Consider the following 26,309-nt stretch of genomic DNA (forward strand, 5'->3'; position numbering starts at 1 on the left):
CAGCCTGACTATTGTCCTGCCCCAAAGAGAGAGGGAGATTCGGGACAATGCCGACTCGTGCCGGGTTGCGTTGGCCGTCTGTCAGGGTGCGCGTCGCGGCCCTGAGCGGCATCATGGTGGTGGGGTTTGCCGTGATTGGCGCCGTGTTTCAGGCGGGCCGGAGCGAGGTGGAAAGCGCTCTCGAAACCCAGCAGACCTATTTCGCTCTCTCTGACAAGGCCTATCAGTTCCGGGGCCGGGCGGATTCTCTGAAAGCCGTCGCGCTGGAATGGACTGCCACCCGCCAGGGCCATCACGGCCAGGCCTTCTTCGACCAGCACAAAGCCCTCGCTGCCCAGCTCCAGGAGATCGGCTCGGCGCCCGGTGCGTCTTTGATCGAAGCGGAGGTGAAGGAGCTTCAGCAGCACTCCGCCATCCTCATCGAGCAGGGCGCTGCCCTCGACAAGCTCTACACCGCCATCGGCTACAAGACGAATGAGGGCGCGCTAGGACGCCTGCTCGCCTCGGAAGATAACCTCGAAAAGCTGGTCAGGCCGCTCATCGGCAGCGGCGAACCGGCTTCGTTGCGTTTATGGGCCGCCACCTTGGGCCTGTTCAGGCAGGAGGCCCGCGCCCGCCTCGTCATGGATGAGAGTCTGCTCGGCGCGTTCGAGGTCGATCAGGGCCGCTTCACCCGCGCCCTGGCGCAGCTGCCCGAGGAGATTGCCGCCGAGAAGGCCTCCATTCAGCAGGCAGGCGAAACCTACCAGACGGCCTTCAATGCCTGGACCGAGCTGGAGCAGCAGGTTTCCGGCCAGGGCGAGCGCCTGAAAGGTCAGTTCGACCTGCTCGTGCCGGTTCTCGAACAGCTTAAGGCGAAGGTCCGTGCGGAAGCGGAGCGGACGGACGATGCCCTCACGGCCTCGCAGCAACGCACCTTCACGCTGATTCTCTGGGCCATGGGCATCGCTCTCGTCCTGGGCTTAGCTCTCAACGTCTTTGTGGGGCGCTCGATATCCCTGCCGCTCGCCCGCCTGCAGCAAGCCATGAAGCGCCTTGCCGATGGCGATGCAGCCATCGAGGTTCCCTCCACCAACGCATCCGACGAGATCGGCGCCATGGCGCGCACGGTTCTGGTGTTCCGCGACAATGCCCGCGAGCGCGAGCGGCTGACGCAGGAGCGCGAGGGGCAAGCAGCTTTCGAGGCCCGGCGCGCGCAAACCATCTCCGATGCGATCGCAGGCTTCGATGCAACCATCGAGCAGATCCTCGGCGAAGTGCGCCGCGCCACGGGGGATCTCACCACGGCATCCGGTGAGCTGGAAGGCTCCGCCAATCAAGTGACGCAGCAGGCACAGGTGGCGGGTTCCGCCTCCTCGCGCACGTCGCAGAACATCGCGGCGGTGGCGAGCGCGGCCGAGGAACTCGATGCATCTCTTGCAGAGGTGGCGTCTCAAACGAATGCCTCGACTGAAGCCTCCCAGCGCGCGGTCACGGAAGCGCGCGAGGCCTCGAACAGCATGACGGTTCTGGCGCAAGCCACATCCCATATCGGGCAGGTGGCCGATCTCATCCGGTCCATCGCTTCGCAGACCAACCTGCTCGCGCTCAACGCCACCATCGAAGCGGCGCGCGCGGGCGAGGCCGGCAAGGGTTTTGCGGTGGTGGCAAGCGAGGTGAAGGATCTGGCGGGTCAGACGGCGAAGGCGACGGAAGAAATCGCGCGTCAGATCGAGGCGGTTCAAGCAGCTTCCCGCGAAACACTCGTGGCACTCGGCTCCGTGCAGGCATCCGTAGATGATCTCGCGGGCGTCGTGTCGACGGTTGCCGGAACCGTGAGCCAGCAGACTGTCGCCGTGTCGGAAATCGCGCGCTCCGTCGCGCAGGTGTCATCCGAGGCGCAGGCGGGAGCATCGGCCATCGAGACCACGGAGAACGTGGCCGTGCACTCCCTCGATGCGGCCCGTACCGTTGCGCATCTCTCCACTGCTCTGGACGAACAGGCAGAGCGTCTCGGCCGCGAGATTCATCTTTTTCTCAGCAGCGTCAGGGCCGCCTGAGGCTGACGCGCTACTCGCGGATCGGCCTGTCTTCTCTGGATTGGATGCGGACCCTGCCGTGACCGGCCTCATCGCTTCGCGCAGGAGCCTCAGGCCCTTCCCAGCCTTCCGATTGCCAGGAGGCCCGCTGCTCGTCGAGGTCCAGCACGCCCTCGTCATCGAGGATCTGGACGACCTTGCCGACATCGTGATCGGCGCAGCTTACGATGATCACGGAGCCGCCGCGCATCACGCCCTCCGAATAGGCATGGGCGTCGGCCCGTGACACGCCCTCATCCTCCAGGAGAGGGGCGAGGTTGATCGGAGCGGTCCAGATGTCGATCTCGGCTTTTGGGATGCCGGCCTGCTCGAGACGGCTTGCAGCAATGATCGCGTGCCGCTCGCTGTGAAAAAGAGAGGTGACGGTCTTCGTCATCGGGTCGATCTCCTGCAGGCTCGTGCGGGCTGACCCGCTTTGCGAAGAGAGGAGCCGATCCTGCGCGACGGCAGGCGTCACCGGGGCATGGACGAGGCGACCGGATCGATCGGCTCAAGGGACGAGCCGTCAATGTACCACGATGCGGCTCACCTCACCATTGCCCGAGCGAAGAGCCAACTCGATCAGGGCTTCTGCGCCAGCTCCCAGACGAGCTGCACGTTGGCCGTGTAGCGGATCGTGGCGGGCGGCACGAGCGGGACGGATTCGGGGCTCTTTGCTGCTCTCATTTCCATCCGCATGTTCGCATAAGGCTCGACAGGCTGGGCGGAACCGTCGCGGATCTCCACGAGACGGCCCAGAGCGACGCCCGCAGCGGCAGCATAGACATCGGCCTGGCGCTTGGCGTCGCGCACGGCGGCTTCGCGGGCCTTGTCGCCGCCTTCCTCCTGGCGGTCGAGGCCAAACGAGACGGATTGGAAGGTCATGTCGCCGCTGGCGAGAATCTCGCCCGCGAGCTGCCCGACCCCATCGATGTTGCGGGTCTTGATGCGCAGCTGATGATTGGCGGAGAATTTGGGCTGCTTGATCTCCTTGCCGTCGGGGCCGACCTGCATCGGCGTCTGGAAGACCTGGAAATTGGCGGTCTGGATGTCTTCCTTCTTGATGCCGAGGTTCTGGATGCGGGCGAGCACGCGCTCCGTTCCCGCGCTATTCGCGGAAGACGCCTGGGCGACCGTATCGCCCTTGGTTTCCACGCTGACGAAAATAGTGGCGAAATCCGGCTTCAGCTCGGCCTCGCCCGTTCCCATGACGCTGATCGTCGGCTGGCGCGGAGCGGGTGTCTGGGCGAGGGCCGGAGCGGCGAGGGCAAGCGCAAGAGCGGCGGCGAGAGCGAGGCGCATGATGAAACGTCCTTCCTAGGGCACCGGATTGATCCCAAAAGTGCAAATCCACTTTTAGGTCCGATGCCTGCTTAAACGACAACTCCGCCCGGAGGCGGAGTTGAAAGGGCGTTGCATCTTTGCCGGATGAAACCTGAGCGGGCGATTAACGGCCCGTCTTCACCCGGGTCCAGAGGCGGGTGACGGTGCGCTGGGAGCGCTCGTCATAGGCCGTGTTGGTGAACAGGCGTTTCATGGTGGCCTCGTCCGGATAGATGCCGGGATCGTTGATGATCGCCGGATCAATATCCTTCTTGGCAGCGAGGTTGCCGGAAGCGTAGGACACGTAGTTCGTGTTCATGGCGGCGATTTCGGGCTTCATCATGAAGTTGATGAACTCGTGCGCTTCCTTCACGTTCTTGGCATCCGCCGGAATCACGAAGCTGTCGAACCACATGAGCGCGCCCTCGCGCGGAATCACGTAAGCGACCTCGACGTTGTTCTTGGCTTCCTCGGCGCGCTTCCGGGCCTGGATCATGTCGCCCGAATAGCCCACCGCCACGCAGATATCGCCGTTGGCGAGCGCGTTGATGTATTCGGAGGAGTGGAACTTCTGGATGTTGCCGCGAACGCGGAACAGGGCGTCGCCCGCCTTGGTCAGATCCTCGTTCTTCTTGGAATCCGGGTTGAGGCCGAGATAGGCCAGAACGCCGGGGAAGAGATCCTCAGGGCTATCGAGCATGTAGATGCCGCAGGCCTTCAGCTTCGAGGCGATCTCGGGCTTCAACACGAGGTCCCAGGTGTTGAGCGGCATATCGCCAAGAATTTCCTTCACCTTCTTCGTGTTCACGCCGATGCCGGTGGTGCCCCACATGTAGTTCACGGCATATTCGTTGCCCGGATCGAACACGGCGAGGCGCTGCGTCACCTCGGGCCATTGGTTGGCGAGGTTCGGCAGCTTCGACTTGTCGAGCTTCTGGAACACCTTGGCGCCGATCAGGCGCTGCACGAAGGGGCCGGACGGAGCCACGATGTCGTAGCCAGACTTGCCGGCCAGAAGCTTGGTCTCGACGATCTCGTTGTTGTCGTAGGTGTCGTAGACCACCTTGATGCCGGTCTGTTTCGTAAACTCGTCCAGCGCCTTGGGGTCCACGTAATCGGACCAGTTATAGACGTTGACCACACGCTCTTGAGCGGCGGCGGCGGTGACAAGGCCAAGGCCCAAAGCAACCGAAGCGAGAAGACGGATCATCAGGGGAGGGAACTCCTAGAGAAAGTGAGAAAAAGCCGTGAGCGGCTAGGCGCTTACTTGAAGTCCTCTTGGCCGCCGCGTCAAGGCTGCTTTGGGCCCATTCCTGTCCGTTCCTCAGACAGCCCGCTTCACCACGTCCGCCAGCCGCTCCAGGCCTGCATCCAGTGTCGCATCCTTCTTCGCGAAGCAGAAGCGCACCACGTTCTTTACCGCGCCTTCCGCGTAGAAGGCGGAGACGGGGATCGCGGCGACGCCGTGCTCGGTGACGAGGCGGCGGCAGAAGGCGACGTCATCGGTTTCACCCAAGGGCGTGATGTCGATGTTGAGGAAGTAGGTGCCCTGGCTCGGGATCACGTTAAAGCCGAGGGTGCGCAAGCCATCCGTGAAGCGGTCGCGGCTGCGGGCGAAGCTTTTGCGCATGTCCTCGAAATAGGCGTCGTCCTTGGCAAGCCCGTAGGCGACCGCTGTTTGAAGGTTGGGCGGCGTGGTGAAGGTGAGGAACTGGTGCGATTTCGCCAGCACTTTCATGATGTGCGGGGCAGCCGCCACGAAGCCCACTTTCCAGCCCGTGAGGCTGAAGATCTTTCCGGCCGAGCCGATCTTCACCGAGCGGTCGCGCATGCCGGGAAGGCCCAGCACCGGCTGATGCTTGGCGCCGTCGAACACTACGTGTTCCCAGACCTCATCGGAGATCGCGATGGCATCGAACTTGCGGCAGAACTCGGCGAGAAGCATGAGGTCTTCGTTCGAAAAGATGGTCGCGGTCGGATTGAGCGGGTTGTTGAACACCACCGCTTTGGTCTTGGGCGAGAAGGCTTTTGCAAGCGCCTCTTCGGTCAGCCGGAAATGCGGCGGCTGGAGGCTCACGAATTTCGGAACGCCGCCTGCAAGCCGCACCAGCGGCAGATAGGCGTCGTACATGGGCTCGAACAAAACCACCTCGTCGCCCGGCTCCACGATGCCGAGGATCGCGCCCGCGAGCGCTTCCGTCGCGCCTGAGGTCACCATCACTTCGGTATTCGCATCGAGATCGAGACCCTGCCAATGCTTGTAATGGGCGGCGATGGCGGAGCGCAGCTCAGGTAGGCCCATCATCGAGGGATATTGGTTGTAGCCGTTCAGCACCGCATCGGCGGCAGCGCGCCTCACGTCCTCCGGCCCCGGATCGTCCGGGAAGCCCTGGCCGAGATTGATCGCGCCGGTCTCCCGGGCCAAGCTCGACATGACCTCGAAGACGGTGGTGGGCAGGTTCGCGAACAGACGGTTCATGCCGGATCCTCAAGCAATCGCATTGGTCGATGCGCTTCGTATCATGGAAAAGCGCCGGGATTGAACCTGTTTTCCGATACGTGAAGAGGTGCCGTCCCCGGCGAGCGCAGCGAAGGGGATGACATTGCGTCAGACCATGGATGACAGGTGAGCATAGGATTGCTATCGCGGGAGGCGACAACACCGAAATCCTTCATGCACTCGCCCCGGCTGCCCCTCATTCTCGGCCTCGTCCTTCTTGTCGGAGGGTTGAGCGTCGCCTCCCTCGTGATCGGGCCTGCCCCGATCCCGCCTCTGCGCGCGCTCGCGGCGCTCGTGTCGGATCAGGGCAGCACGAGCGTCGTGGTGCGGGACATCCGCCTGCCGCGAACGCTGCTGGCCATCCTCATCGGCTGGATCTTCGGGCTCACGGGCGCGGGCCTGCAGGGGCTCTTGCGCAATCCGCTCGCCGATACGGCGGTGTTCGGCGCGCCCCAGGCCGCCGCCTTCGGGGCGGTCCTGGTGCTTTATTCCGGTCTCGTGGGCGCGCTCTCCTGGGCTTTGCCCTTCGCGGCGATCCTCGGGGCGCTCGCTTCGATCGCGCTCGTGGTCGCGGTTGCCGGGCGTAGGGCCACGGTGGTGGTGCTCGTGCTCTCGGGCCTCGCCATCGGCAGTCTTGCGGGGGCAGGCACCTCGCTTGCCATTACCCTCTCGCCCAATCCCTTCGCGGTTACCGAGATCGTGTTCTGGCTCCTAGGGTCCTTCGAGGACCGCTCGATCGTCCATGTGCTGCTTGCCGCGCCCTTCATCGTGATGGCCTCCGCGCTCGTCCTTGCCTCCTCGACGGGATTGCGGGCCTTAGCTCTCGGCGAGGAGACAGCGCGCAGCCTTGGCGTGAACGTGATGCGCCTGCGGGTGCTGCTCGTCGCGGGCGCTGCCGTCGGCACTGGCGCCGCGGTGGCGGTGGCGGGCTCCATCGGCTTCGTGGGCCTCGTTGCCCCCCATCTGGTGCGGCCTTTCGCGGGCTACGATCCGGCGCGCACCCTCGTGCCGTCAGGCTTGGGGGGAGCGGCTCTGCTGCTCGCCGCCGATTGCGCCGTGCGTCTCATCCCTTCGCAGACGGAGATCAAGATCGGCGTGCTGACTGCAATTCTCGGCGTGCCGTTCTTCCTGTGGGTGATCGCCCGCCGCAAGGCTGAGCTTTCGGAGATGCCCGTATGAGCGCGCTTCAAGCCCATAACCTTGCCGTCGATCTGGGTCAGCGCCATGCCCTCTCCAGGGTCGACCTCACCCTGTCCTCCGGTCGCCTCACGGTGATCGTCGGACCCAACGGGGCGGGCAAGACGACCTTGATGCGCACGCTTGCGGGCCTCCTGGAGCCTACCGCAGGCCAAGTGACTCTCGATGGGCATCCGGTCTCGCGCATGCAGGCCGGAGAGCGGTCGCGCTGCATCGCCTACCTGCCGCAAGGAGGCGCCATCGCCTGGCCGCTGCCGGTATCCGAGGTGATCGCGCTGGGCCGCCTCCCCCATGGTGAGAAGCCCGACAATCTTCCCCCGCGCGGACAGGAAGCGGTGGCGCAGGCCATCCATGCGGTGGGGCTCGAGGAGTTCGAGAGCAGGCCCGCGACGGAGCTGTCCGGCGGCGAGCGGGCGCGGGTACTCCTCGCCCGCGCCCTGGCGACGCAGGCCCCGGTGCTGCTGGCAGACGAGCCCGTGGCGGCCCTCGATCCGCGCCATCAGCTCGTGGTGCTCGATGTGCTGAGGGCCCAAGCCCGTGCGGGCCGGACGGTCGCGGTCATCATGCACGATCTGACCCTGGCTGCGCGCTTTGCGGACGAGATCGTCCTTTTAAATCATGGCCTTGTGGCCGCCTCCGGCGCTCCCGAGGCGGTTCTGACGGAAGAGAAGCTGGCGGCGAATTTCGGCATCCAGGCCCACGTGTCGCACGAGGACGGACACCTCGTCGTGGTGGCGGACCGTCCGCTGCCGGCACCGGGATATGAAAGCGTCAGGCCCGGAACTGAGTGACAACCTTACATTGACAAAGGGGTGAGCCGGGCCGATACCCCCGGTTCAAAAGATGGCAAGGCAATGAATCGGCAGAATTTCAAGAAGGCGTTGATCGTCGCCCATGATCTCGTGATGACGGGCGTGGCCGTTGTTGCGACCTTCGCCGTGCGCTTCGAGGGTCCGCTTCTGCATGCGCGCCTGGGCGACATGCCGGTCTTCCTGCCGCCCTACATCGCTTTCGCGGGCATCATCTACTGGGTGTTCCACCTCTACCGCTCCAAGTGGCGGTTCGCCTCGCTGCCCGATCTCTTCAACATCTTCCGCGCCTCCACAGTGCTGGCGCTGACGCTTCTGGTGATCGACTACGTTCTGCTCTCGCCGCAATTCTTCGGGTCGTTCTTCTTCGGCAAGATCACCATCGCCCTCTACTGGCTGATCCAGATGTTCCTGCTGGGCGGGCCGCGCCTTGCCTTCCGCTATGTGAAATACGCCCGCTCGCGCAATACCCTCGACCGCGACACCAACACGCCGACCCTGCTGCTCGGCCGTGGCAGCGACATCGAGGTGATCCTGCGCGCCATCGAGACCGGGACGGTCAAGAAGATGCGCCCGAAGGGTGTTCTCTCCTACCGCGCTGACGATCTCGGACAGGCGATCCGCGGCGTGCCGGTTCTCGGCAATTTCAACGATCTCGATCAGGTGGTGCAGGATTTCCAGGAGCGTGGCGAGCCGATCCGCCGTCTCGTGGCAACCCCGAGCGCGCTTGCGCCCGAGGCCAATCCTGACAGGCTGCTCGCCCGCGCGCGCCGCCTCGGCCTGCCGCTCGTGCGCGTGACGAGCCTCGGCGAAGGCATGCGCAATGCCGAGCTGGCGCCGCTGGAGATTGAGGATCTTCTGCTGCGCCCCACGGTGCAGATCGACCGTCAGCGTCTTGAGAACTTCATTCGCGGCAAGCGCGTGCTCGTCACCGGCGGCGGTGGCTCCATCGGTTCTGAAATCTGCACCCGCGTGGTGGCCTTCGGCGCCAGCGATCTCATGATCGTGGAAAGCTCCGAGCCATCCCTGCATCACATCCTGGAAAATCCGACTCTGCAGCAGAGCGATACCAATGTTGACGGCGTCATCGCCGATGTGCGCGACCGCGTGCGCGTGCAGGAGGTGATGAACGATTTCCGTCCCGACGTGGTCTTCCATGCCGCCGCCCTCAAGCATGTTCCCTATCTCGAACGGAACTGGATGGAAGGCATCAAGACCAACGTGTTCGGCTCCGTGAACGTGGCCGATGCGGCGGTGGAGGCGGGCGCTTCCGAGATCGTGATCATCTCCACCGACAAGGCCATCGATCCCGTCTCCATGCTGGGCGCGACCAAGCGTCTGGCCGAGATGTACGGTCAGGCGCTCGATGCGGAATTCATGGGCCTCAACGGCACCACGCGCATCATCGCCGTGCGCTTCGGCAACGTGCTGGGATCGGTCGGCTCCGTGGTGCCGAAGTTCAAGGCGCAGATCGCCCGTGGCGGCCCGATCACCGTCACGCATCCCGACATGGTGCGCTACTTCATGACGACGCGCGAGGCAGCCGATCTCGTGCTCACCTCCGCATCGCATGCGGACCAGGACCGCGTTCGCGTCGAGGCCACCAACGGCCAGGAGCGCGCCTCCGTCTACGTGCTGAAGATGGGCCAGCCGGTCCGTATCTACGAGCTTGCCGAGCGCATGATCCGATTGGCCGGCTACGAGCCCGGCGAGGATATCGAGATCGCCGTCATGGGCACGCGCCCCGGCGAGCGCCTGCATGAGATTCTCTTTGCCCGCGACGAGCCCATGGCCGAGATCGGCATCGACGGCGTCATGGCCGCAAAGCCCATCTTCGCCGATCGCGCGAAGGTCGATCAGTGGCTGAAAGCTCTCTCCAAAGCCATCGCGGACGGAGACCGCGCGGCGGCGGAGCGGGTGTTCGAGGATGCGATTCCCGAATTCAAGCGCCGGCAGATGTCGCTGCAGCCTGCCGTGCCAGCTGAGCCAGCCCGTCTGGCGTCGCATTGACAGGCTGCCAGCCGAGCGCCTTCAGCGCCGCGGGGCTCGCGACCAGCGAGCCCGCCAGCCGCTCATAGGCCTCTGTCTTCCCCATCAGACCAGCCGCTGCGCCTAATGCGAAAGCCGGCACGGGAATGAGCCCCGGGCCGCGCCCAAAACCTTTTCGCAAGGCGGCGATGATCTCAGGCACGCTCACCGGTTCCGGATCGGCGGCGATGAAGGGCCGCCGCAACGGACCTTGCGTCTTCAGGAGCGTGTCGAGGGCAGCCGTCAGGTTGTCGAGGGACAGAAGCGAGCGGCGCGCTTTCAGGCCGCCGAAGGGCAGCGGCCATTGCGATTGGGCAAGCGTAAGAAGCGCCGCCATGTTGCCCTTCACGCCCGGCCCATAGACGAGCACCGGGCGAAGCGCCGCCCAGTCCAGCCCGAGTTCAGCGAGGCCCTTTTCCGCTTCCAGCTTGGAGCGTCCATAAGCGTCGGTGGGCTTCGGCTCCATCTCCTCGGTGAGAACGCCCTCCGCCACCGGCCCGCTCTGCGCGCGGATGGACGAGAGGAAGATGAAACGCTTCACGCCCGCGCGCTCGGCGGCCTGCGCGAGCTTGATCGTCGCTTCCGTGTTGATGGTGCGGTAATCGTCCTCGGGCTTTCCCGACATGGCATGCGCGAGCCCTGCGGAATGGATCACCATGTCCACGTCGCGCAACGCCGCCGCCATGTTGTGCGGCGAGGCGATGTCGCCGATCACGGCGCTCGATGCGCCCGCAGGCACCTCCGAGGGACGGCGCAGCAAAACACGCACGCGATACCCGCGCCTCGGCAACTCACTGAGAAGATGACGGCCGATGAAGCCCGTCGAGCCGGTCAGCGCGATCAGAGGTGCGCTCATCGGGAAGCCTCCAGGGATGCGGTGACGCGGGGATGGGAAAAGCGCCGCAGAACGAAGCCTACGAGGAGAACCCCCGCGAGCAGCGCTGAGATCTGCACAGGCGCCGACGGCCAGACGAGCGTCACTGCCGCAAGGGCTGCGAGCGCGAGATTGAGCACGAACACATGCGTGACGACGGACATGACGGAAAAGCCGTTATCGGTGGCGCGCTGATAGAAATGACTGCGATGCGCCTCCCACACCCGCTCACGCTTCGCGAGACGGCGGAAGAGCGTGATCGTCGCATCCATCAGGTAATAGAGCGGCAGCAGGAGGGCTGCGATGAGCGCGCCCTTTCCGGCAAATTGCAGCAGCAGCCAGCCCACGATCAGGCCGATGGGGAGGGAGCCGACGTCGCCGAGAAAAAGACGAGCGGCGGGTTTGTTGAAGGGTGCGAAGCCGAGAAGAGCGCCTGAAAGGGCAATAGCAACGATGGCGACCGGGAACGGCTGGTACGTCATTTCCGAGAGGATGGCGACGGACGCCGTCACGGGCACCATCTCGGCGACGGTTATCCAGTCGAGACCATCCATGAAATTGACGAGGTTTACAAACCAGACACCGCCGAAGATCAACAATGCCTGCTCCAGGCTCGGGGGAATCCAGTCCGGCAGAATTCGGATGCCGCTCGTGATGATGACGGCCGTTACGGCCGCAGCCTGCAGCAGAAGGCGCATGCCCGCGGGAAGCGGGCGAATGTCGTCGACGGCGCCGAGCGCCGCCAGGGCGATCGAAGCACCAGCGAGGACCAGGAATGGCTGCAACCCTCCGTATGAGGATTTCAAAACAGATGCGAGAATGAGGACGGTAATCAAGGCAGCGCCGACCACGGCGATGCCGCCGCCTTGGGGCGTCGGAATTTTATGGCTGGAACGGGCATTGGGTCGGGCCAGCGCATAGCGCAGGAGAAGCGGTTTCAAGATGAGGATGAGGGCTGCCGAAAGGGAGCTTGCCACGAGCAGGACGCCTACCATGATGGCGGCTCCGACGAAGGCGAATGCATCGAAGGATGCGAGCAGCAGGAAGCCTGAAACGAAGATGGCGATCCATCCAATTAGCAGCTTGAGATAATCGCGGACCATCATCTCAAGCCCCGTGGTACTCGCGGTACCACTGCACGAAACGGTTGACGCCATCCTTCAGAGAAGTCGAGGGCGCGAAGCCCACGTCGCGGCGCAGGTCCGTCACGTCGGCGCGGGTCTCCAGCACGTCGCCGGGCGGGAGGGGCACGTTCACGCGGTTGGCCTTTTTGCCCAGCGCGTCCTCGATGATGGCGATGAGGTCGTTGACCTCTTCCGGGTTGTCGTTGCCGATATTGTAGACCCGGTGCGGGGCAGCACTCGTGGCTGGATCGGGGTCTTCCGCGTTCCAGTCCGGGTTCGCGACAGGGGCCTTGTCGACGAGCCGCACGATGCCTTCCACGATATCGTCCACGTAGGTGAAGTCGCGCCACACCTTGCCGGCATTGGCCACCTGGATCTCGCGTCCTTGAGCAATGGCATGGGTAAACTTGTAGACCGCCATGTCGGGGCGTCCCCAGGGGCCGTACACGGTGAAGAAGCGCAGGCCCGTCGAGGGCAGGCCGAAGAGCGAGGCGTAGGAATGCGCCATCATCTCGTTGGCCTTCTTGGTGGCGGCGTAAAGACTGATCGGATGATCCGTGGTGTCGTGCTCGGAGAAGGGCAGCTTCCGATTGGCGCCGTAGACCGAGCTCGACGAGGCATAGACGAGGTGTTGGATACCGCCATGGCGGCAGGCTTCCAGCATGTTCATGAAGCCCATGAGGTTCGACGAGGCATAGGGCATCGGATCGACGAAACGCACGCCGGGCTGGGCGGCGAGATGGATCACGCGCTCGAAGCGGTGGCGCTGGAAGAGATCGCGGGTGGCCTGCGGATCGGAGAGATCCACGCGCTCGCCATGGAAGCTGTTGCGGGGAGAGAGCCTGCCGAAGCGGGCTTCTTTCAGGCTCACGTCGTAATAGGGGGTGAAGCAGTCCACGCCGACCACCTGATGGCCCAGCGCCAGAAGGCGCTCGACCACGTGAAAGCCAATGAAACCGGCGGCTCCGGTTACGAGAATGGGGGAGGACATGAAAAAACCCGCGTCGCTAGATGGCGGGCACCTTAACGGCCTTGGGCCAATCCGCAACACCCTGCTGGCCCGATGTGTCCAGAATGATGGATTGCCTCTCCCGGGCTACGAAGGCCGTGGGCATCACGCGCTGCATGTCGGCTTCTAGGGCGCGGATGAAGGCATCGTCGTGGCCCGGATAGATGTGGAAGATGGCGAGCGATTTCACGCCTGCGGATTGGGCAAGTTCCACGCCTTTTTCCCATGTGGAATGACCCCAGCCCCGGCAGCGCGGATATTCGGCCTCTGAGAACATGCCGTCATAGATCATCAGGTCCGCGTCGCGCACGAACTCGGTGAGCCCTTTGTCCGGCCAGGCTTCGCTGTGTTCCACGTCGCTGATGTAGCAGACGCTGCGATGGCCATGCTTGAAACGATAGCCTGTCGCGCCGCCCGGATGGTTCAGGGAATGGGTCGTGACGACGGCGCCGTCGTCGAAGGTCAAGGTTTCGCCCGCCTTGAACCCCACATGCTCGAAGCGGGCCGGGAACTGGCTGAGGCGCACGGGAAAGAGCGGGGGCGAGAACAGCTTGTCGAGGGATTCCATGGCGCTGTCGCCATCGAGATTGCCGCAATAGGTACGGACCAGGCGCTCCTTGGTGAGCGCGGGCTTGAAGAAGGGCAGGCCGCCCACATGGTCGAGATGCAGGTGGCTGAGGAGAATGTCGACAATATCGGGAACATCCTCGCCGAGGGCATTGCCGAGAGCGGAAATGCCGGTTCCGGCATCCACGATGAAGAGGCGCTCGCCGCAGCGGATCTCGACGCAGGCCGTATGGCCGCCGAATTCCACAAACTGAGGCCCAGATGCGCAGGTGGAGCCGCGGATGCCCCAAAAGCGGACCTGAAGCTCATCAGGAGATGCAACACGGCTTACCATTATCGGATCATGCCCAGGCGAAAACCTCGAATTCTGTGCGGCATCGCACATGACAACAAGATGACCCCAGGAAATTCCGGATAGCAAGTCAGAGCTGTCATGCGCTCAGCGCCTCCGGTTGACGCATGCTGGGAACCAGCACAGGTTCGCCCCGCTCGAAACGGATAACGGCGTCGAAGGACGGTTGATCCATGGCAGAGGAAATCGTGGGTGTGACGATGACCAGCCCGCGTCCGACCATGGAGCGGCGAAGGGCTGCCACCAGCCTGTCGGCGGCGAGACTTGGCAGGCCGTCGAGGGCCCGCTGGACCACAAGGATGCTCGGACGCCGCACGAGGCAGCGCACCAGATCGACGGCGGCGATTTCGGTCAGGCTCAGGTCGTCGCCCTGCACGTCGATGGGAAGATCGAGGCCGATACGGGAAACCTCCCCATCGAGGCCGCGCTCGGTGAGCACACGACGGATGACGCCCTGCACGGCCTCCGGGGCGCCCGCCTGATCCGCTGCGATGCGGCCGAAGAGCAGATTGTCCTGCACGCTCGCCGCAGTGCAGAACTGCGCCTGATCGTAGAACTCGATGGCTGGCCTGAGGCTCAGCGGCAGCATGCGGGAGAAATCGCTGCGGGCTGTGAGAATGCGCGCTTCGAGCGCCTCATTGAGCAGCCCCAAGCGATGTCGGCTCTCGTTGTAGCGCAAAGCCAGGCCGATCAGGCGCTCCTGATCGCGCCCGGGCCGCCGCAGGCCGCTCTGCCGTTCCACCAGATCCTGAAAGTAAGGACGATCGGATGCGGAGAAGAACGAGAAGCGCTCGAACAGCGGATGCCCGTCCGGGATGTCCGTGAAGATTTCCACCATGCTGGTGGCGATGGACAGGCCGATCTGGCTCAAGGTCTTGTTGAGGTCGTTCGCTTCCAGGATGGCGCGCACGAAAGGATGGGCGGAGAGTCTGTCCTGCTGGAACGTGTCGCCCACCGGCTGTCCGAACAGCAGATTCTCGCCGATCGTGGCGTAGCGGTTGTAGCGCGCGGCGTCGAAGGGATCGACGAAGCGGTCGAGGTTCTCTTCGCGCAGGGTCGCCTGTACGAAGCGCCGCGCCTCCACGATGGCTGCGGCAATCTCGGGCTCGCGCTTGGGATCGAGCGTGCCCGACAGGCCGCGCGCATGGGTCAGTCGGTCGAGACCGGCAACGGTGATGGCATCCCAGAGACGATGCTCGCGTTCCTCGGCCGGCGCATGACAGCCATAGAGCAGGTTCTCCCGCAGGCTTCCCTCGATGAGAACCGTGTCGCCTGCGAGCGCGATGCGCTGGCTGCGCTCGAAGGGATTGGCCTCCACGAGATCGACGCCGCCATAGGTGATGCGCCCGACCGACGGATGAAGCTGGCCGCTCATGAGGGCCGCGAGCAGGCGCGGGCCTGAATCGCCGTCGCCAACGAGAGCCACGTGAGACGGGAAGGTGAGATTCAGGTTGACGCCCGTGATCCGCGCGCCGCTCGCGGTGTCATAGGCCGAGACGCCCTGCGCCACGAGCGCGCCGTTGTCGGGCAGCGAGGCCTTGCCTTTCTTGACGTCGCGCGGCTTCAGGGCGGCAAGGGTTCTGGCCACATCGGACAGAAGCGCCCGTGCGCGCAGGGCCATGCGCTGCCATTGCACGATCTCACGCACGCCATAGGCTGCAAGCGCCGAGGCGAGGGCACAGGACGCGACCATGCCCGCCGTCAGCGGGCGCGCTTGCGCGAACCACGCGCCGAGCGCCAGCACGACGACGGGGGCCAGCATCAGCACGATGGCGGCGGTGGAATCCACGAGCGCAAGGCGGTACTCGCGCCGAGCGACCGGCCGGTGGCCTTCGATGAGGAGATTGCGCACCCGGTCCCGCTCGTAGAAGCCCGTGCCATGAGCGCGCATGGCCGGGATGCGGTGTTCGAGACCGGCGAGAATGCCTTCGGCGACCTGGCCTTCCTTGTGCCGTGCGGTGGTGGCATCGAAGCGCAGCAGCGCGCGGCGCGCATTGAGGATAGCGCCCAAGCTCAAGACCACGGCGAGGGCGGCGCCGAGGGACCAATCCATCACGAGCACATAGGCAAAGCAGAGGCCGATCATGCCGCCAAGTTTCACCGGGACGAACAGGCTCAGGCCCAGCACGGAATTCTCGCGGGCAAGCCCGTGGGCGGCCAGCGCGGTTGCGGTCGAGAGATCGTCCTGCAGAGAGGGCGGGGCCTTGAGGATGGCGTCCAGCGCCAGGGCGCGCAGTTTCGCCAGTGCCCGCGAGCCGATGCTGACGGCGATCCCATCGAGGGGGATCAGCAGCAGCGCAATGAGAATGGGAACGAGCAGGATGCCGCCGATGGAGGCGATCACGAAGGTCTCAGGCGCAAGGGGGATGCCCGGAAACAGAACGAGCGGCTCCTGCCAGAGGCTGGCGGGTGGCGTGACGGCGATGCGCAGCAGAGTGCCTGGAGCAGCGCTTCCGCCTGCAACGGCCCGATCCACGACGGTGCGGATCAGCTCGAGGCCGACGATCAGGAGAATCCCTGCGAGAACCAGAAGCCCGAAGCCGAGGATATGACGATATGGAGAGACCTTCCAAGCCAGGCGCAACGGGTCGCGCTCCATGACATCTCCCTCGTTTGTGGTCTCATGAACCGGGTTTGGGAGTGAAACTAGCGAAGCACGGCCTCTCCGACCAGTCCAAACTCTGCAATTCGCCCCTCGCCGCCCCGGCTCTCGCCCCTATGTCACCTTTCCAGGCTATCTTTTCAGAGAGGGTGCCGGGCTCCATTATGTCGTCGTCCCTGCCGGTCGATCCGGTTTTCCAGCTCATCCTCGAAGTTCCCGACAGAGCGCCGTCTCCCGCCCTGCCGAGCCGCCTGAAAGGGCTCTTCAAGCAGCTGGCCGAACCCGATCCCGCGCATCCGGTGGAGGAGGTTGAGGACCAGATCTGGACGCTCTGGAGCGCTCACGAGGACCGGGTGGCGGAGGAGACTCTGGCGGCGGCTGTGGAGGCCATCGCATCGGGCGAACTGCAGAAGGCCAAGCCCCTGCTCGATCACCTCGTCGCCAAGCATCCCGATTGGGCGGAAGCCTGGAACAAGCGCGCGACGCTCGCCTATATCGAGAAGCGCGATGCGGACAGCCTGCTCGACATCGCCCAAACTTTAAGGCTGGAACCCCGCCATTTCGGCGCCATCTCCGGCTTCGGCAATGTGTGCCTGCGCAACGGCCATCTCAACGAGGCCCGCGCCGCCTTTCAGATCGCGCTCTCCATCAATCCGCATATGGACGAGCTGCGCGACATGCTGGAGAACCTGTCGCCGCATAATCTGATGCTGCATTGAACCGATCGGGATTTGCGGAATGACAAAAATCGGGTCGCGTCTGAAGGATTGGGCGCGTGCAATCAAGAAGGATGTGATCGCGCTGTCCATCGCAGCCCGCGATCCGCGCGTTCCATGGTACGTGAAGGCGGCGGCAATCGTGATTGCCGCCTATGCGCTCAGCCCCATCGATCTCATTCCGGATTTCATCCCCGTGCTGGGCTATCTCGACGATGTCATCATTCTGCCCTTGGCCATGGCCCTCGTGATCAAGATGATTCCAAGCCCGCTCATGGCGGAATTCCGCGAGCAGGCGCAGCACCGATCCGAACGGCCTGCCAGCCGCGCGGCAGCAGCCGTCATCGTCGCTCTCTGGATCGCGTCTGCCGGGTTTCTTCTCTGGGCGTTCTGGCCGACACCCGCTCCATAGAGATGTAGACTTATGCGCGACATTCCTGCCGTTGCAGGCGCGAACGGAGCGGGTACTCTGCCCGCATGTCCGATTCGTCAGCTGCTCTCCGCTCCAGCATCATCCTTCCCATCGACGGGCGGCAATCGCCCATGGCCGCCGGTATCCAGCGCGGCGTGCGGCGCCTGTTCGCCGAACTCGGTCACGTGACGCTGCCGGAATTCACGCTCGCCAATGGAAGGCGCGCCGATCTCATCGCGCTCGCGCCCGACGGTTCGCTCACCATCGTCGAGATCAAGTCGAGCGTTGCGGATTTCCGGGCCGACCGGAAATGGCCCGATTACGAAGATTTCTGCGACCGGTTCTATTTCGCGATTCCGGAGACGGTGCCCTTCGACATCCTGCCCGAGGACCGCGGGCTCATCATCGCCGATAATTTCGGCGCAGCGGTGATGCGGGAATCGTTGCATCATCCCCTCGCCGGTGCTCGCCGCAAGGCGGTGACGCTGCGCTTCGCCCATGCGGCGGCATCCGCCCTGCACGCATTAGCTGACCCGGATAGGATCGCGGACGGACGCCTGTAAGGTTCAGCGCGGCGCGCGCTTGGCGAGAATTCGCTGCAGGGTGCGGCGATGCATGTTGAGGCGGCGCGCGGTTTCCGAGACGTTGCGCCCGCACAATTCGTAAACCCGTTGAATGTGCTCCCAGCGCACGCGGTCCGCCGACATCGGGTTTTCCGGCGGCAGGGCACGCTCGCCGGGCTGCGCCATGAGCGCGGCATGGATCTCGTCCGCATCGGCGGGCTTTGCGAGATAGTCGAACGCACCCATCTTCACCGCCGTGACGGCGGTGGCGATGTTGCCGTATCCGGTAAGAATGACGCCGCGCGCATCGGGACGGCGGTTCTTCAGGCGCTCGATGACATCGAGGCCATTGCCGTCGCCGAGCCGCATGTCGATCACGGCAAAGGCAGGGGGCTCGCTGTCGATGGCGGCGATTCCATCGGCTACGCTTTCGGCCACGCGCACCTCGTAGCCGCGGCCTTCCATGGCGCGGGCGAGACGGGTCGAGAAGGGCCGGTCGTCATCCACGATCAAGAGGCTCTTGTCTGCCCGATCCTCGAACGCAACAGGCGCATCGGCCATCAGAACATCTCCTTGCATTGGGAAAAATTCCTTCCTGAAAGCAGGCCGAACGGCCTGTTCTAGATATGGGAATTCTTCCTCTGTTCTTTGAGAGTCCCCTTGGAATCTCCCTGCGGCGAAATTGCCGCACCCTGTTCAAACGCGCGACGAGGCCAAACGATCCGAGCAATGGCTCCGGTTGCAGGCGGAGCGGCGTTCGTAAGGGTCAATTCCGCCCCGGACCGTTCGATCAAAGTCTTGGCTATGAAGAGTCCCAGGCCCAATCCTCCACCTTCGTCTAAATTGGCTTCCGTGCGTTCCGCCGCGCTGCGTGTCGTGACATACGGCTCGCCCACATGCAGAAGAATATCGGGCGCATATCCCGGCCCGTCATCACGGATCTCGATGAAAACCTCGTGAGGCGACCAGCCGGCCTCGATGGTGACCTGGCTCTCGGCAAAATCTGTCGCGTTGTCGACGATGTTGGTCAGGCCGTAGACCACGCCGGGATTGCGGCGACCCATGGGTTCTGGCCCTTCACCGTGAGCATTCACCCGCACGTCGTATCCGACAGCCCTCTGAAGCTCGACGATTTCCTCCACCAGATGGCTGAGAGAGACGGTCTCCAGAAACCCTTCTTCGTCTTCCTCGCCCATGGAGGTGAGCTTGGTGAGGATCGAGCGGCAGCGATCCACCTGTTCCTGGAGAAGCCGCAGGTCGTCTCCCACGGGCCCGTCCTTCGGCATGCTATGGCCAAGCTCCTTGGACACGAGCGCGATGGTGGCGAGCGGCGTTCCGAGTTCATGGGCTGCGGCTGCGGCGAGGCCATCAAGCTGCGAGAGATGCTGCTCACGCGCCAGAACGAGTTCGGTCGCGGCGAGCGCTTGCGCGAGCTGGCGCGCTTCCTCCGCCACGCGCCAGGCATAGATGCCGGTGAACACCGTTCCGAGAAGGATCGCCGTCCAGATCCCCGATACATAGAGGAAGGGGAGACTGAAAGACTGTCCCGGAAACCAGGGCAGGGGCCTGTGCGTGAGCACGAGGCATGTGGCGCAGCCCACTGCCAGGAGGCCGAGAGCGAGCGTTCGCTCAGGCGTCAGTGCCGTCGCCGAAATCAGCACCGGTGCGAGAAACAGCATGGCGAACGGATTTTCCAATCCACCGGTCAGATACAGAAGGGCCGCAAGCTGCAGGATGTCGAAGGCGAGTAGGGCGGTCGCGGCATTGTCGCTAAGTCGGTGGCTTGCCGGGTATTGGATGCGCAGCAGAAGGTTGGTCCAGACCGATGCGGCGATGACGAGAAAGCACAGCTCGAAGGGCAGCGGGAAACCCAACCCGAAACGTACGCTCGCCACGGCCGCCGATTGTCCGGCAACGGCCAGCCAGCGAAGCCGGACCAGGGTGTCGAGACGCAGCTGGCGGGGAGACGGTTTCAGATGATGGGCAGGAATGGCGACCATGCACGAACAGAATAGGGCCTTCCTGCCGTTCGCCAAGCAATGTGCAGTTCAGTCCATTCGACAGTTGGGCAAAGGTTAAGAATCCTAAATCGTCATCGAAAGGATGTTCCGGACGGGGTAGAGCGCAAGGAAAGGCGGTTATACCGATAAGCTTGTTGCAATATTCAGGGGGAACTTTAATCTTAAAATTACGGTTGAGGATAAAGCCTACTCCACAGCATGGGAGAAATCAGGCACCCAGCCCTTGGGGACGTGTAATGAATTTTTCTTATTACTGGTACGATACCGCGCATTGGCTTTTGAGTCCCGCCCGCGCAGCTTCCGATTTCACAAAACTTGTCTTCGACAATCCCGATAATCCGCTGACCAATACGCCCTACGGGCGCACTGTTTCCGCCGCCTGCGAGCTCTTCGAGCGCACCACCCGCCGCTACACAAAACCCGCCTTCGGCCTCGGCACAACCACCATCGGCAACGAGGAGGTCGCTGTTACCGAAGAGATCGTGTGGGAGCGGCCTTTCTGCCGGGTCGTCTCCTTCGAGCGCGATCATGCACTGGCGGCGAATCAGCCCAAGCTTCTCATCGTCGCGCCCATGTCCGGCCACTACGCCACGCTCCTGCGCGGCACAGTGGAAACTTTCCTGTCGACCCATCAGGTGATGATCACTGATTGGGCCGATGCGAGCATGGTGCCCCTCGCTGAGGGTCGCTTCGATCTCGACGACTACATCGATTACCTCAAGGCCATGTTCCGGGAGTTCGGTCCCGATCTCCACGTAATGGCCGTGTGCCAGCCGGCGGTGCCGGTAGCGGCCGCGATCGCCCGTCTGGAGGCCGAGAACGATCCCGCGATTCCGCGCTCGATGATTCTCATGGGCGGTCCCATCGACACCCGCCGCTCGCCCACCGCCGTGAACCGGCTGGCGGAGGAGCGCGGCATCGAATGGTTCAAGCAGCATTGCATCATGAAGGTGCCCCCATCCCATCCGGGCTTCTGGCGCGATGTCTATCCGGGCTTCCTGCAGCTCTCCGGCTTCATGGCTATGAACATCGACCGGCATCTTTCCGCCCATTGGGAGATGTTCAACCATCTCGTCGAGGGCGACGGTGATTCGGCCGAGAAGCATCGTGATTTCTACGACGAATATCTCGCCGTCATGGACCTGACCGCCGATTTCTACCTGCAGACGGTCGAGAAGGTGTTCGTGAAGCACGAGCTGCCGAAGGGCGAGATGATGCACCGGGACGAGCCGGTGGACCTCATGGACATTCGCCGCTGCGCCATCATGGCCATCGAGGGCGAGAAGGATGACATTTCAGGCGTGGGCCAGACTTTGGCCACGCTCGACTTGACCCCGAACCTTCCCTCGGACAAGAAACTCTATCACCTCCAGGCCGGGGTCGGGCACTATGGCGTCTTCAACGGTTCTCGTTTCAGGGCTCAGATCGCTCCTCGAATCGTTGAATTCATACAGAAGCACGCCTGAGAACGAGCCTTCCGGGGCGCGTCAAGAGCCCAAGTCTGTTCTTGATGCGTTCTGGGGAGCGGCAAACGGCTGCGCTGACAGAATCGACGTAAACGGGCAGATTGCGGACATGAAATCCGCTCTGTTTCGCCGCGTTCCCGCGGACCCACCACATTTGAAAGTTTCCTTTGAGGGTCAAGCATTTAAGGTGGCCCTCAAGCGTCGTCCGACCGCCAAACGGATCACGCTGCGCGTCTCCCACGCGACCGGCGAGGTCGTGCTCACGATTCCTGAGCGCACCGATGTCGGCTTGGCCCAGAAATTTGCCGACGGCCACAGTCAATGGATCGCCAGCCGCCTCGCTAAGGTACCCGACCGGGTGCCCTTCGAGTCGGGCGAGCTGGTGCCTCTGCGCGGCGTGCCGCACCGCATCGTCCATTGGTCATCGATTCGGGGCGTCACGCAGGCGACCCACGACAATTCGGGCCATCCGATCATCGCCGTGACGGGCGAGGCCGCCCATGTGGCCCGCCGCGTGCGCGATTTCCTCGAGGCCGAGGCCAAGCGCGATTTCGCGGCAGCCGTGAAGAAACATACGGCTCAGCTCGGCATCCCCGCCAAGCGGATCACCGTGCGCGACACCAAGAGCCGCTGGGGCTCCTGCTCCGCCAATGGGGCTCTCAATTTCTCCTGGCGGCTCATCATGGCTCCGCCCTTCGTGCTGGACTATCTGGCCGCCCACGAGGTCGCGCATTTGCGCGAGCTCAACCATTCCCAGCGATTCTGGAAAATCACCTACCAGCTCTGCTCCCGCACGGACGATGCGGAGGCGTGGCTGAAAACCTATGGCAGCGCGCTGCATCGGATCGGTTGACCGATCCAGAGATCGGCAGATGACAGGCTGGGCTTTTGCGCTTAGTCCCAACCTGTCCTTTGCCATTGGCCGATCTCAATCATGCTCAAGCCCGATACCCTGGCTCTCACCATCGTCCTCGCCCTGCTGACGGCGCTCGGTCCGCTGTCGACCGACATGTATCTGCCGTCGCTTCCGGCGATTGCGACAGGCTTGCAGGCCAGCACGGGGCAGGTGCAGCTCACGCTCTCGGTTTTCCTCTTCGGTTTCGCGGCAGGTCAGTTCTTCTACGGGCCGGTCTCCGACCGGATCGGGCGAAAGCCCGTGCTGCTCTTCGGGCTCGGGCTGTTCACGCTGGCAAGCCTCGTCTGCGCGCTTGCGCCCAATATAGAGATACTGATCGCGGCGCGCTTCCTGCAGGCGCTCGGCGCTTCCGGTCCCATCGTTCTCGGGCGCGCCATCGTGCGCGACTTCTATGAAGGGCCGCGCGCCGGCAAGGAATTGTCGCGCATGGGTTCGATCATGGGAGTCGTGCCCGCCATCGCGCCGGTCTTTGGCGGATTGATCGCACAATTCTATGAGTGGCGCGCAACCTTCGTCGTGATGGTGTTCTGCAGCATCGCGCTCGCGGCAACCGTTCTGCTGCGATTGCCCGAGAGCATCCGCGTCAAATCCCCCAACCGGATTTCCTTCGGTTCAATCCTGCGCGGTTTTGGTGTGCTGCTGCGGCATCCGGGCTACCGCACCTATGTAAGCTTCTCCTTGCTCGCTTATGGCGGATTGTTCGCCTTCATATCCGGCTCATCCTTCGTCTTGCAGGGCGTCTACCGTCTCGACGAATTGGCTTTTGCGTTTTCCTTCGCCTTCATGGTTATCGGCTATATCGGCGGCACGTTCCTGGCGCAGTTTCTTGTCGGCAAGCGTGGGCTCGATGGCACGATCCGCTTCGGCGTGATGAGCCTGGCCTTCGGCGGCGTGCTGATGCTCGCGCTCGTGGCCATCGGCGTTCCGTCCTCTTTCGCGATCACGGGGCCGATGGCGATCTATGCGATGGGCGTCGGCCTCACCATGCCGCAATCCATGGCGTCCGCGTTGATGCCGTTTCCCGATCGCGCAGGTGCCGCCTCGTCGCTGCTCGGCATCTGCCAGATGACCTTTGCCGCCATTCTCGGCATCGTGCTCGGTCAGAACCTCGGCGCCTCCGCGCTGCCGTTGCCGACAGCCATCGCAGGCACGGGCGTACTGGCGCTTCTGGTGTTTATGGCAACGGGCAAAGCGCGGACAAAATCGGCTTGAGGCTTATGCCGTCACGGCTTCCAGGATGTCTGAAGCCCGATGGTCGGGCGAGACGCCTTCGATGAGGATGACATCGCCTTTGGAATTCATGGTGCGGAGAGGCAGGATCTCCCGATAGGCGGGCGACTCATACCAGGCACGGGCGCTCTCCATCGTGGGAAACCCGATCATGATCAGGTCGCCCGACCACGCGCCTTCGAGCCGATTAATCGGGCCGCCGTGAATGAGAAAATGGCCGTTGAACGGCTCCAGGGTCGCGTCGATCCTTTTCAGATACTCGACGATCCCAGGACCCATGACGGCATCGGTGAGACGGGCAACGGCGTAAGCGGACATGGCATGCTCCTTCGTTTGATGATGAAGCGAGCATGCCGTGTTCAAGGAGGCGTGGCGATTACATCTCAGGTAAAGTGTTCGGGCTCAAAGCCCGAACAGCTTCTCGAAGAAGTTCTTCTCGCGTGAATTGGCGCGGCGCTGCGGCTGGGGCGGGATCCAGGCATTCTCGCCGTTGCCGGCATTGGCATAGCGCGGATCGCCACCGCCACCGGCCACGGGCACGTCATTGCGGAACCGCTCGCCTCCGGGCAGTCCGACGGGCTGCTTGTCCTTCAGGGCGAGCTTCATGAAGTTGTGCCAGACCTCCGTTGGCAGATTGCCGCCGGTCACGCGCTTGGTGAGCGTGCCGTCGTCGTTGCCGAGCCACACTCCCGCCACGAGATTGCCCGTGAAGCCCATGAACCAGGCATCCTTGTAATCGTCGGTCGTGCCGGTCTTGCCGGCCATGGGCCAGCCCGGAATCTGCGCCTTCTGCGCAGTGCCGATGACGAAGGTGTTGTGCATCATCTCGTTCATCATCGCGACCGCTGAAGGATCTATGACGCGGCCGAGACTGCCCGCGGATGACGGACGCTTGTAGACGATCTTGCCGTCGAGCGTCTTCACCTCAGAGATCACATAAGGCGTCACGCCGATGCCGCCATTGGCGAAAGCCGCATAAGCCGAGACGAGCTCGAGTGGCGTCACCTCCGAGGTGCCGAGCGCGAGCGAGCCGTTTGCCTGGATCGGCGAGGTGATGCCGAGCCGCTGCGCGGTCTGCGCCACGTTTTTCGGCCCGACTTCCATGTTGAGCTTCACGGCGATGGTGTTGAGCGACAGCGCCAGCGCGTCGCGCAGGGCGATGGGCCCGCGATATTTGCGGTCGTAGTTCTGCGGCGCCCAGCCTTTGTAGTTCACGGGCCCGTCTTCCATCACCATGTCGGGCGTGTAGCCCCGCTCGATTGCGGTGAGATAGACGAAGGGTTTGAACGACGAGCCCGGCTGACGGCGGGCGGAGGTGGCCCGGTTGAACTGACTCGTCTCGTAATTGCGCCCGCCGACAAGCGCCTGCACGCCGCCATCCGGCTTCATGGCGACGACGGCACCCTGGCTCACGTTGAACTTCTGGCCCTTGGCGTTGAGCTCGTCCACGAGCACGCGCTCGGCGGCGCCCTGCAGCGTCGGGTCGATGGTGGTGAAAACGGCGATGTCCGTATCGATGGTACCGACGAAATCGTCGAGCACGTCCATGACGTAATCGGCCGCGTAATTGGCCGAGCCCGCACCGTTCGGCTTCACCGACTCGGCCGGCTGCCCGAGGGCAGTCTTCGTCATGTCCGGCGTGATGAAGCCCAGTTCCTTCATCGCCGACATCACCAGTTCCGCGCGGGCCTGTGCCGCCTTCGGATTGCGGTTGGGCGCAAGGCGCGAGGGCGATTGCACGAGGCCCGCGAGCACGGCGGCTTCGGAGAGCGACACATGGCGCGCGGACTTGCCGTAATAGCGCTGGGCGGCGGCTTCGACGCCGTAAGCGCCGGCACCGAAATAGACGCGGTTGAGATAGAGCTCGAGGATCTGGTCCTTCGAGTAATTGCGCTCCAGCCAGAGCGCCAGGATCGCCTCCTGGATCTTACGGGAGGCGGTGCGCTCCTGCGTGAGGAACAGGTTCTTGGCGAGCTGCTGTGTCAGCGATGAGCCGCCCTGCAGCCCGCCCGAGCTGGTGATATTGCGATAGACCGCGCGGGCAATGCCCTGCGGGTCGATGCCGAAATGGCTGTAGAAACGCCTATCCTCGATGGCGACGAAGGCCTTGGGCAGATAGGGCGGCAGCTCCTTCAGGGTCACCGTGCGTCCGCCCGTCTCGCCGCGATTGGTGATCAGCGAGCCGTCATTGGCCATGATGGCGATGTTCGGCGGGCGCTTCGGCACGCTAAGCTGGTCGATGGGAGGCAGCTGCGAGGCGTAATAGGCGACGATACCGCCGACGGCGATGATGCCCCAGAGGCCGAGCACGACGCCCGCATAGATCAGCTTGCCGAGGAGAGAGCGGCCCTTGCGCTTGGCCTTCTTGGGACGTGATCCGCGACGCGGCCGCCTGTCCTCGTCATCCTGCCTGGAAGCGCGCCGCCTTGTCATGGATCCTCCCGCCCGGTCTTCGGCCGAGAGGTGAAAATCCAGCTCCCCCGCCTCCGCAGCGGGCGCATCGAAAACCGGCTCCCGCCGGCCACGTCCGTTCGCCACGATCC

General features: G+C 63.8%; 23 protein-coding genes. 10 read left to right on the forward strand and 13 right to left on the reverse strand.

Going from position 1 to position 26,309, the window contains the following annotated elements; genetic code table 11:
- The first annotated feature begins 47 nt into the window (after positions 1-47).
- Positions 48-2,039 carry a methyl-accepting chemotaxis protein gene (locus MHY87_RS08105; protein ID WP_239350919.1) on the forward strand — a complete coding sequence of 664 codons (1,992 nt, stop codon included), beginning with the start codon at positions 48-50 and terminating at the stop codon, positions 2,037-2,039.
- A gap of 10 nt (positions 2,040-2,049) precedes the next feature.
- Here the strand turns inward: MHY87_RS08105 and MHY87_RS08110 are convergent, their stop codons facing one another.
- The 4 genes from MHY87_RS08110 to MHY87_RS08125 all read right to left on the reverse strand — a co-directional run bounded on the left by MHY87_RS08110 (position 2,050) and on the right by MHY87_RS08125 (position 5,859).
- A complete protein-coding gene (locus MHY87_RS08110; protein WP_239350920.1) occupies positions 2,050-2,454 on the reverse strand; it encodes a hypothetical protein in 405 nt (134 codons plus the stop codon).
- 185 nt (positions 2,455-2,639) lie between these two features.
- Complete coding sequence (locus MHY87_RS08115; protein WP_239350921.1) at positions 2,640-3,359, reverse strand: SIMPL domain-containing protein; 720 nt, start codon at positions 3,357-3,359, stop codon at positions 2,640-2,642.
- Positions 3,360-3,504: 145 nt separating this feature from the next.
- Positions 3,505-4,590 (reverse strand): polyamine ABC transporter substrate-binding protein, encoded by a 1,086-nt coding sequence (locus MHY87_RS08120; RefSeq protein ID WP_239350923.1) that lies wholly within the window; start codon positions 4,588-4,590, stop codon positions 3,505-3,507.
- A gap of 114 nt (positions 4,591-4,704) precedes the next feature.
- Complete coding sequence (locus MHY87_RS08125; RefSeq protein WP_239350924.1) at positions 4,705-5,859, reverse strand: aminotransferase; 1,155 nt, start codon at positions 5,857-5,859, stop codon at positions 4,705-4,707.
- A gap of 195 nt (positions 5,860-6,054) precedes the next feature.
- On the opposite strand from MHY87_RS08125, the gene MHY87_RS08130 reads away from it, so the two are divergent.
- The 3 genes from MHY87_RS08130 to MHY87_RS08140 all read left to right on the forward strand — a co-directional run bounded on the left by MHY87_RS08130 (position 6,055) and on the right by MHY87_RS08140 (position 9,896).
- Positions 6,055-7,059, forward strand: a complete 1,005-nt coding sequence (locus tag MHY87_RS08130) for an iron ABC transporter permease (RefSeq protein WP_239350925.1) — start codon at positions 6,055-6,057, stop codon at positions 7,057-7,059.
- A complete protein-coding gene (locus tag MHY87_RS08135) occupies positions 7,056-7,868 on the forward strand; it encodes an ABC transporter ATP-binding protein (protein WP_239350926.1) in 813 nt (270 codons plus the stop codon). Before MHY87_RS08130 ends, MHY87_RS08135 begins: the two co-directional genes overlap by 4 nt.
- Positions 7,869-7,931: 63 nt before the next feature.
- The gene (locus MHY87_RS08140; RefSeq protein WP_239350927.1) at positions 7,932-9,896 is read left to right on the forward strand and encodes a nucleoside-diphosphate sugar epimerase/dehydratase; all 1,965 of its coding nucleotides are present in this window, start codon (positions 7,932-7,934) and stop codon (positions 9,894-9,896) included.
- Here the strand turns inward: MHY87_RS08140 and MHY87_RS08145 are convergent.
- The 5 genes from MHY87_RS08145 to MHY87_RS08165 form a co-directional block, all read right to left on the reverse strand.
- Positions 9,829-10,770: an NAD-dependent epimerase/dehydratase family protein gene (locus tag MHY87_RS08145; RefSeq protein ID WP_239350928.1), complete on the reverse strand. Its 942-nt coding sequence runs from the start codon at positions 10,768-10,770 to the stop codon at positions 9,829-9,831. The two genes, MHY87_RS08140 and MHY87_RS08145, sit on opposite strands and share 68 nt — an antisense overlap.
- On the reverse strand, positions 10,767-11,783 hold the full coding sequence (locus MHY87_RS08150) for a glycosyltransferase family 4 protein (RefSeq protein ID WP_239351491.1): 1,017 nt from the start codon (positions 11,781-11,783) through the stop codon (positions 10,767-10,769). Before MHY87_RS08150 ends, MHY87_RS08145 begins: the two co-directional genes overlap by 4 nt.
- A 112-nt stretch (positions 11,784-11,895) precedes the next feature.
- Entirely contained in the window at positions 11,896-12,903 is a 1,008-nt protein-coding gene (locus MHY87_RS08155; RefSeq protein ID WP_239350929.1) for an NAD-dependent epimerase, read from the reverse strand.
- Positions 12,904-12,919: 16 nt separating this feature from the next.
- A complete protein-coding gene (locus MHY87_RS08160; protein ID WP_239350930.1) occupies positions 12,920-13,822 on the reverse strand; it encodes an MBL fold metallo-hydrolase in 903 nt (300 codons plus the stop codon).
- Positions 13,823-13,919: 97 nt separating this feature from the next.
- Entirely contained in the window at positions 13,920-16,439 is a 2,520-nt protein-coding gene (locus MHY87_RS08165; RefSeq protein WP_239350931.1) for an ABC transporter ATP-binding protein, read from the reverse strand.
- 167 nt (positions 16,440-16,606) lie between these two features.
- On the opposite strand from MHY87_RS08165, the gene MHY87_RS08170 reads away from it, so the two are divergent.
- From MHY87_RS08170 to MHY87_RS08180, 3 genes are all read left to right on the forward strand, one after another.
- Positions 16,607-17,161, forward strand: a complete 555-nt coding sequence (locus tag MHY87_RS08170) for a hypothetical protein (protein ID WP_239350932.1) — start codon at positions 16,607-16,609, stop codon at positions 17,159-17,161.
- Positions 17,162-17,180: 19 nt separating this feature from the next.
- A complete protein-coding gene (locus MHY87_RS08175) occupies positions 17,181-17,570 on the forward strand; it encodes a YkvA family protein (RefSeq protein WP_239350934.1) in 390 nt (129 codons plus the stop codon).
- Positions 17,571-17,635: 65 nt separating this feature from the next.
- The gene (locus MHY87_RS08180; RefSeq protein ID WP_255726473.1) at positions 17,636-18,133 is read left to right on the forward strand and encodes an MmcB family DNA repair protein; all 498 of its coding nucleotides are present in this window, start codon (positions 17,636-17,638) and stop codon (positions 18,131-18,133) included.
- A gap of 3 nt (positions 18,134-18,136) precedes the next feature.
- On the opposite strand, the gene MHY87_RS08185 is transcribed toward MHY87_RS08180, so the two are convergent.
- Entirely contained in the window at positions 18,137-18,694 is a 558-nt protein-coding gene (locus tag MHY87_RS08185) for an ActR/PrrA/RegA family redox response regulator transcription factor (protein WP_239350936.1), read from the reverse strand.
- 59 nt (positions 18,695-18,753) lie between these two features.
- Entirely contained in the window at positions 18,754-20,133 is a 1,380-nt protein-coding gene (locus tag MHY87_RS08190) for an ActS/PrrB/RegB family redox-sensitive histidine kinase (protein ID WP_239350937.1), read from the reverse strand.
- A 257-nt stretch (positions 20,134-20,390) separates the two neighbouring features.
- Here MHY87_RS08190 and MHY87_RS08195 point away from each other — a divergent pair, with 257 nt between their 5' ends.
- The 3 genes from MHY87_RS08195 to MHY87_RS08205 all read left to right on the forward strand — a co-directional run bounded on the left by MHY87_RS08195 (position 20,391) and on the right by MHY87_RS08205 (position 23,748).
- Positions 20,391-21,620, forward strand: coding sequence for a polyhydroxyalkanoate depolymerase (locus MHY87_RS08195; RefSeq protein ID WP_239350938.1), 1,230 nt, complete (start codon positions 20,391-20,393; stop codon positions 21,618-21,620).
- 109 nt (positions 21,621-21,729) lie between these two features.
- Positions 21,730-22,473, forward strand: a complete 744-nt coding sequence (locus tag MHY87_RS08200) for a M48 family metallopeptidase (protein ID WP_239350939.1) — start codon at positions 21,730-21,732, stop codon at positions 22,471-22,473.
- Between the two features lie 81 nt (positions 22,474-22,554).
- Positions 22,555-23,748, forward strand: coding sequence for a multidrug effflux MFS transporter (locus MHY87_RS08205; RefSeq protein WP_239350940.1), 1,194 nt, complete (start codon positions 22,555-22,557; stop codon positions 23,746-23,748).
- 3 nt (positions 23,749-23,751) lie between these two features.
- Here the strand turns inward: MHY87_RS08205 and MHY87_RS08210 are convergent, their stop codons facing one another.
- Both MHY87_RS08210 and MHY87_RS08215 read right to left on the reverse strand, forming a co-directional pair.
- Positions 23,752-24,084, reverse strand: coding sequence for a DUF1330 domain-containing protein (locus MHY87_RS08210; protein WP_239350941.1), 333 nt, complete (start codon positions 24,082-24,084; stop codon positions 23,752-23,754).
- Between the two features lie 84 nt (positions 24,085-24,168).
- Positions 24,169-26,304: a PBP1A family penicillin-binding protein gene (locus MHY87_RS08215; RefSeq protein WP_239350942.1), complete on the reverse strand. Its 2,136-nt coding sequence runs from the start codon at positions 26,302-26,304 to the stop codon at positions 24,169-24,171.
- Positions 26,305-26,309: the final 5 nt, after the last annotated feature.

The organism is Microvirga sp. ACRRW, from assembly GCF_022346925.1.
GTDB lineage: Bacteria > Pseudomonadota > Alphaproteobacteria > Rhizobiales > Beijerinckiaceae > Microvirga.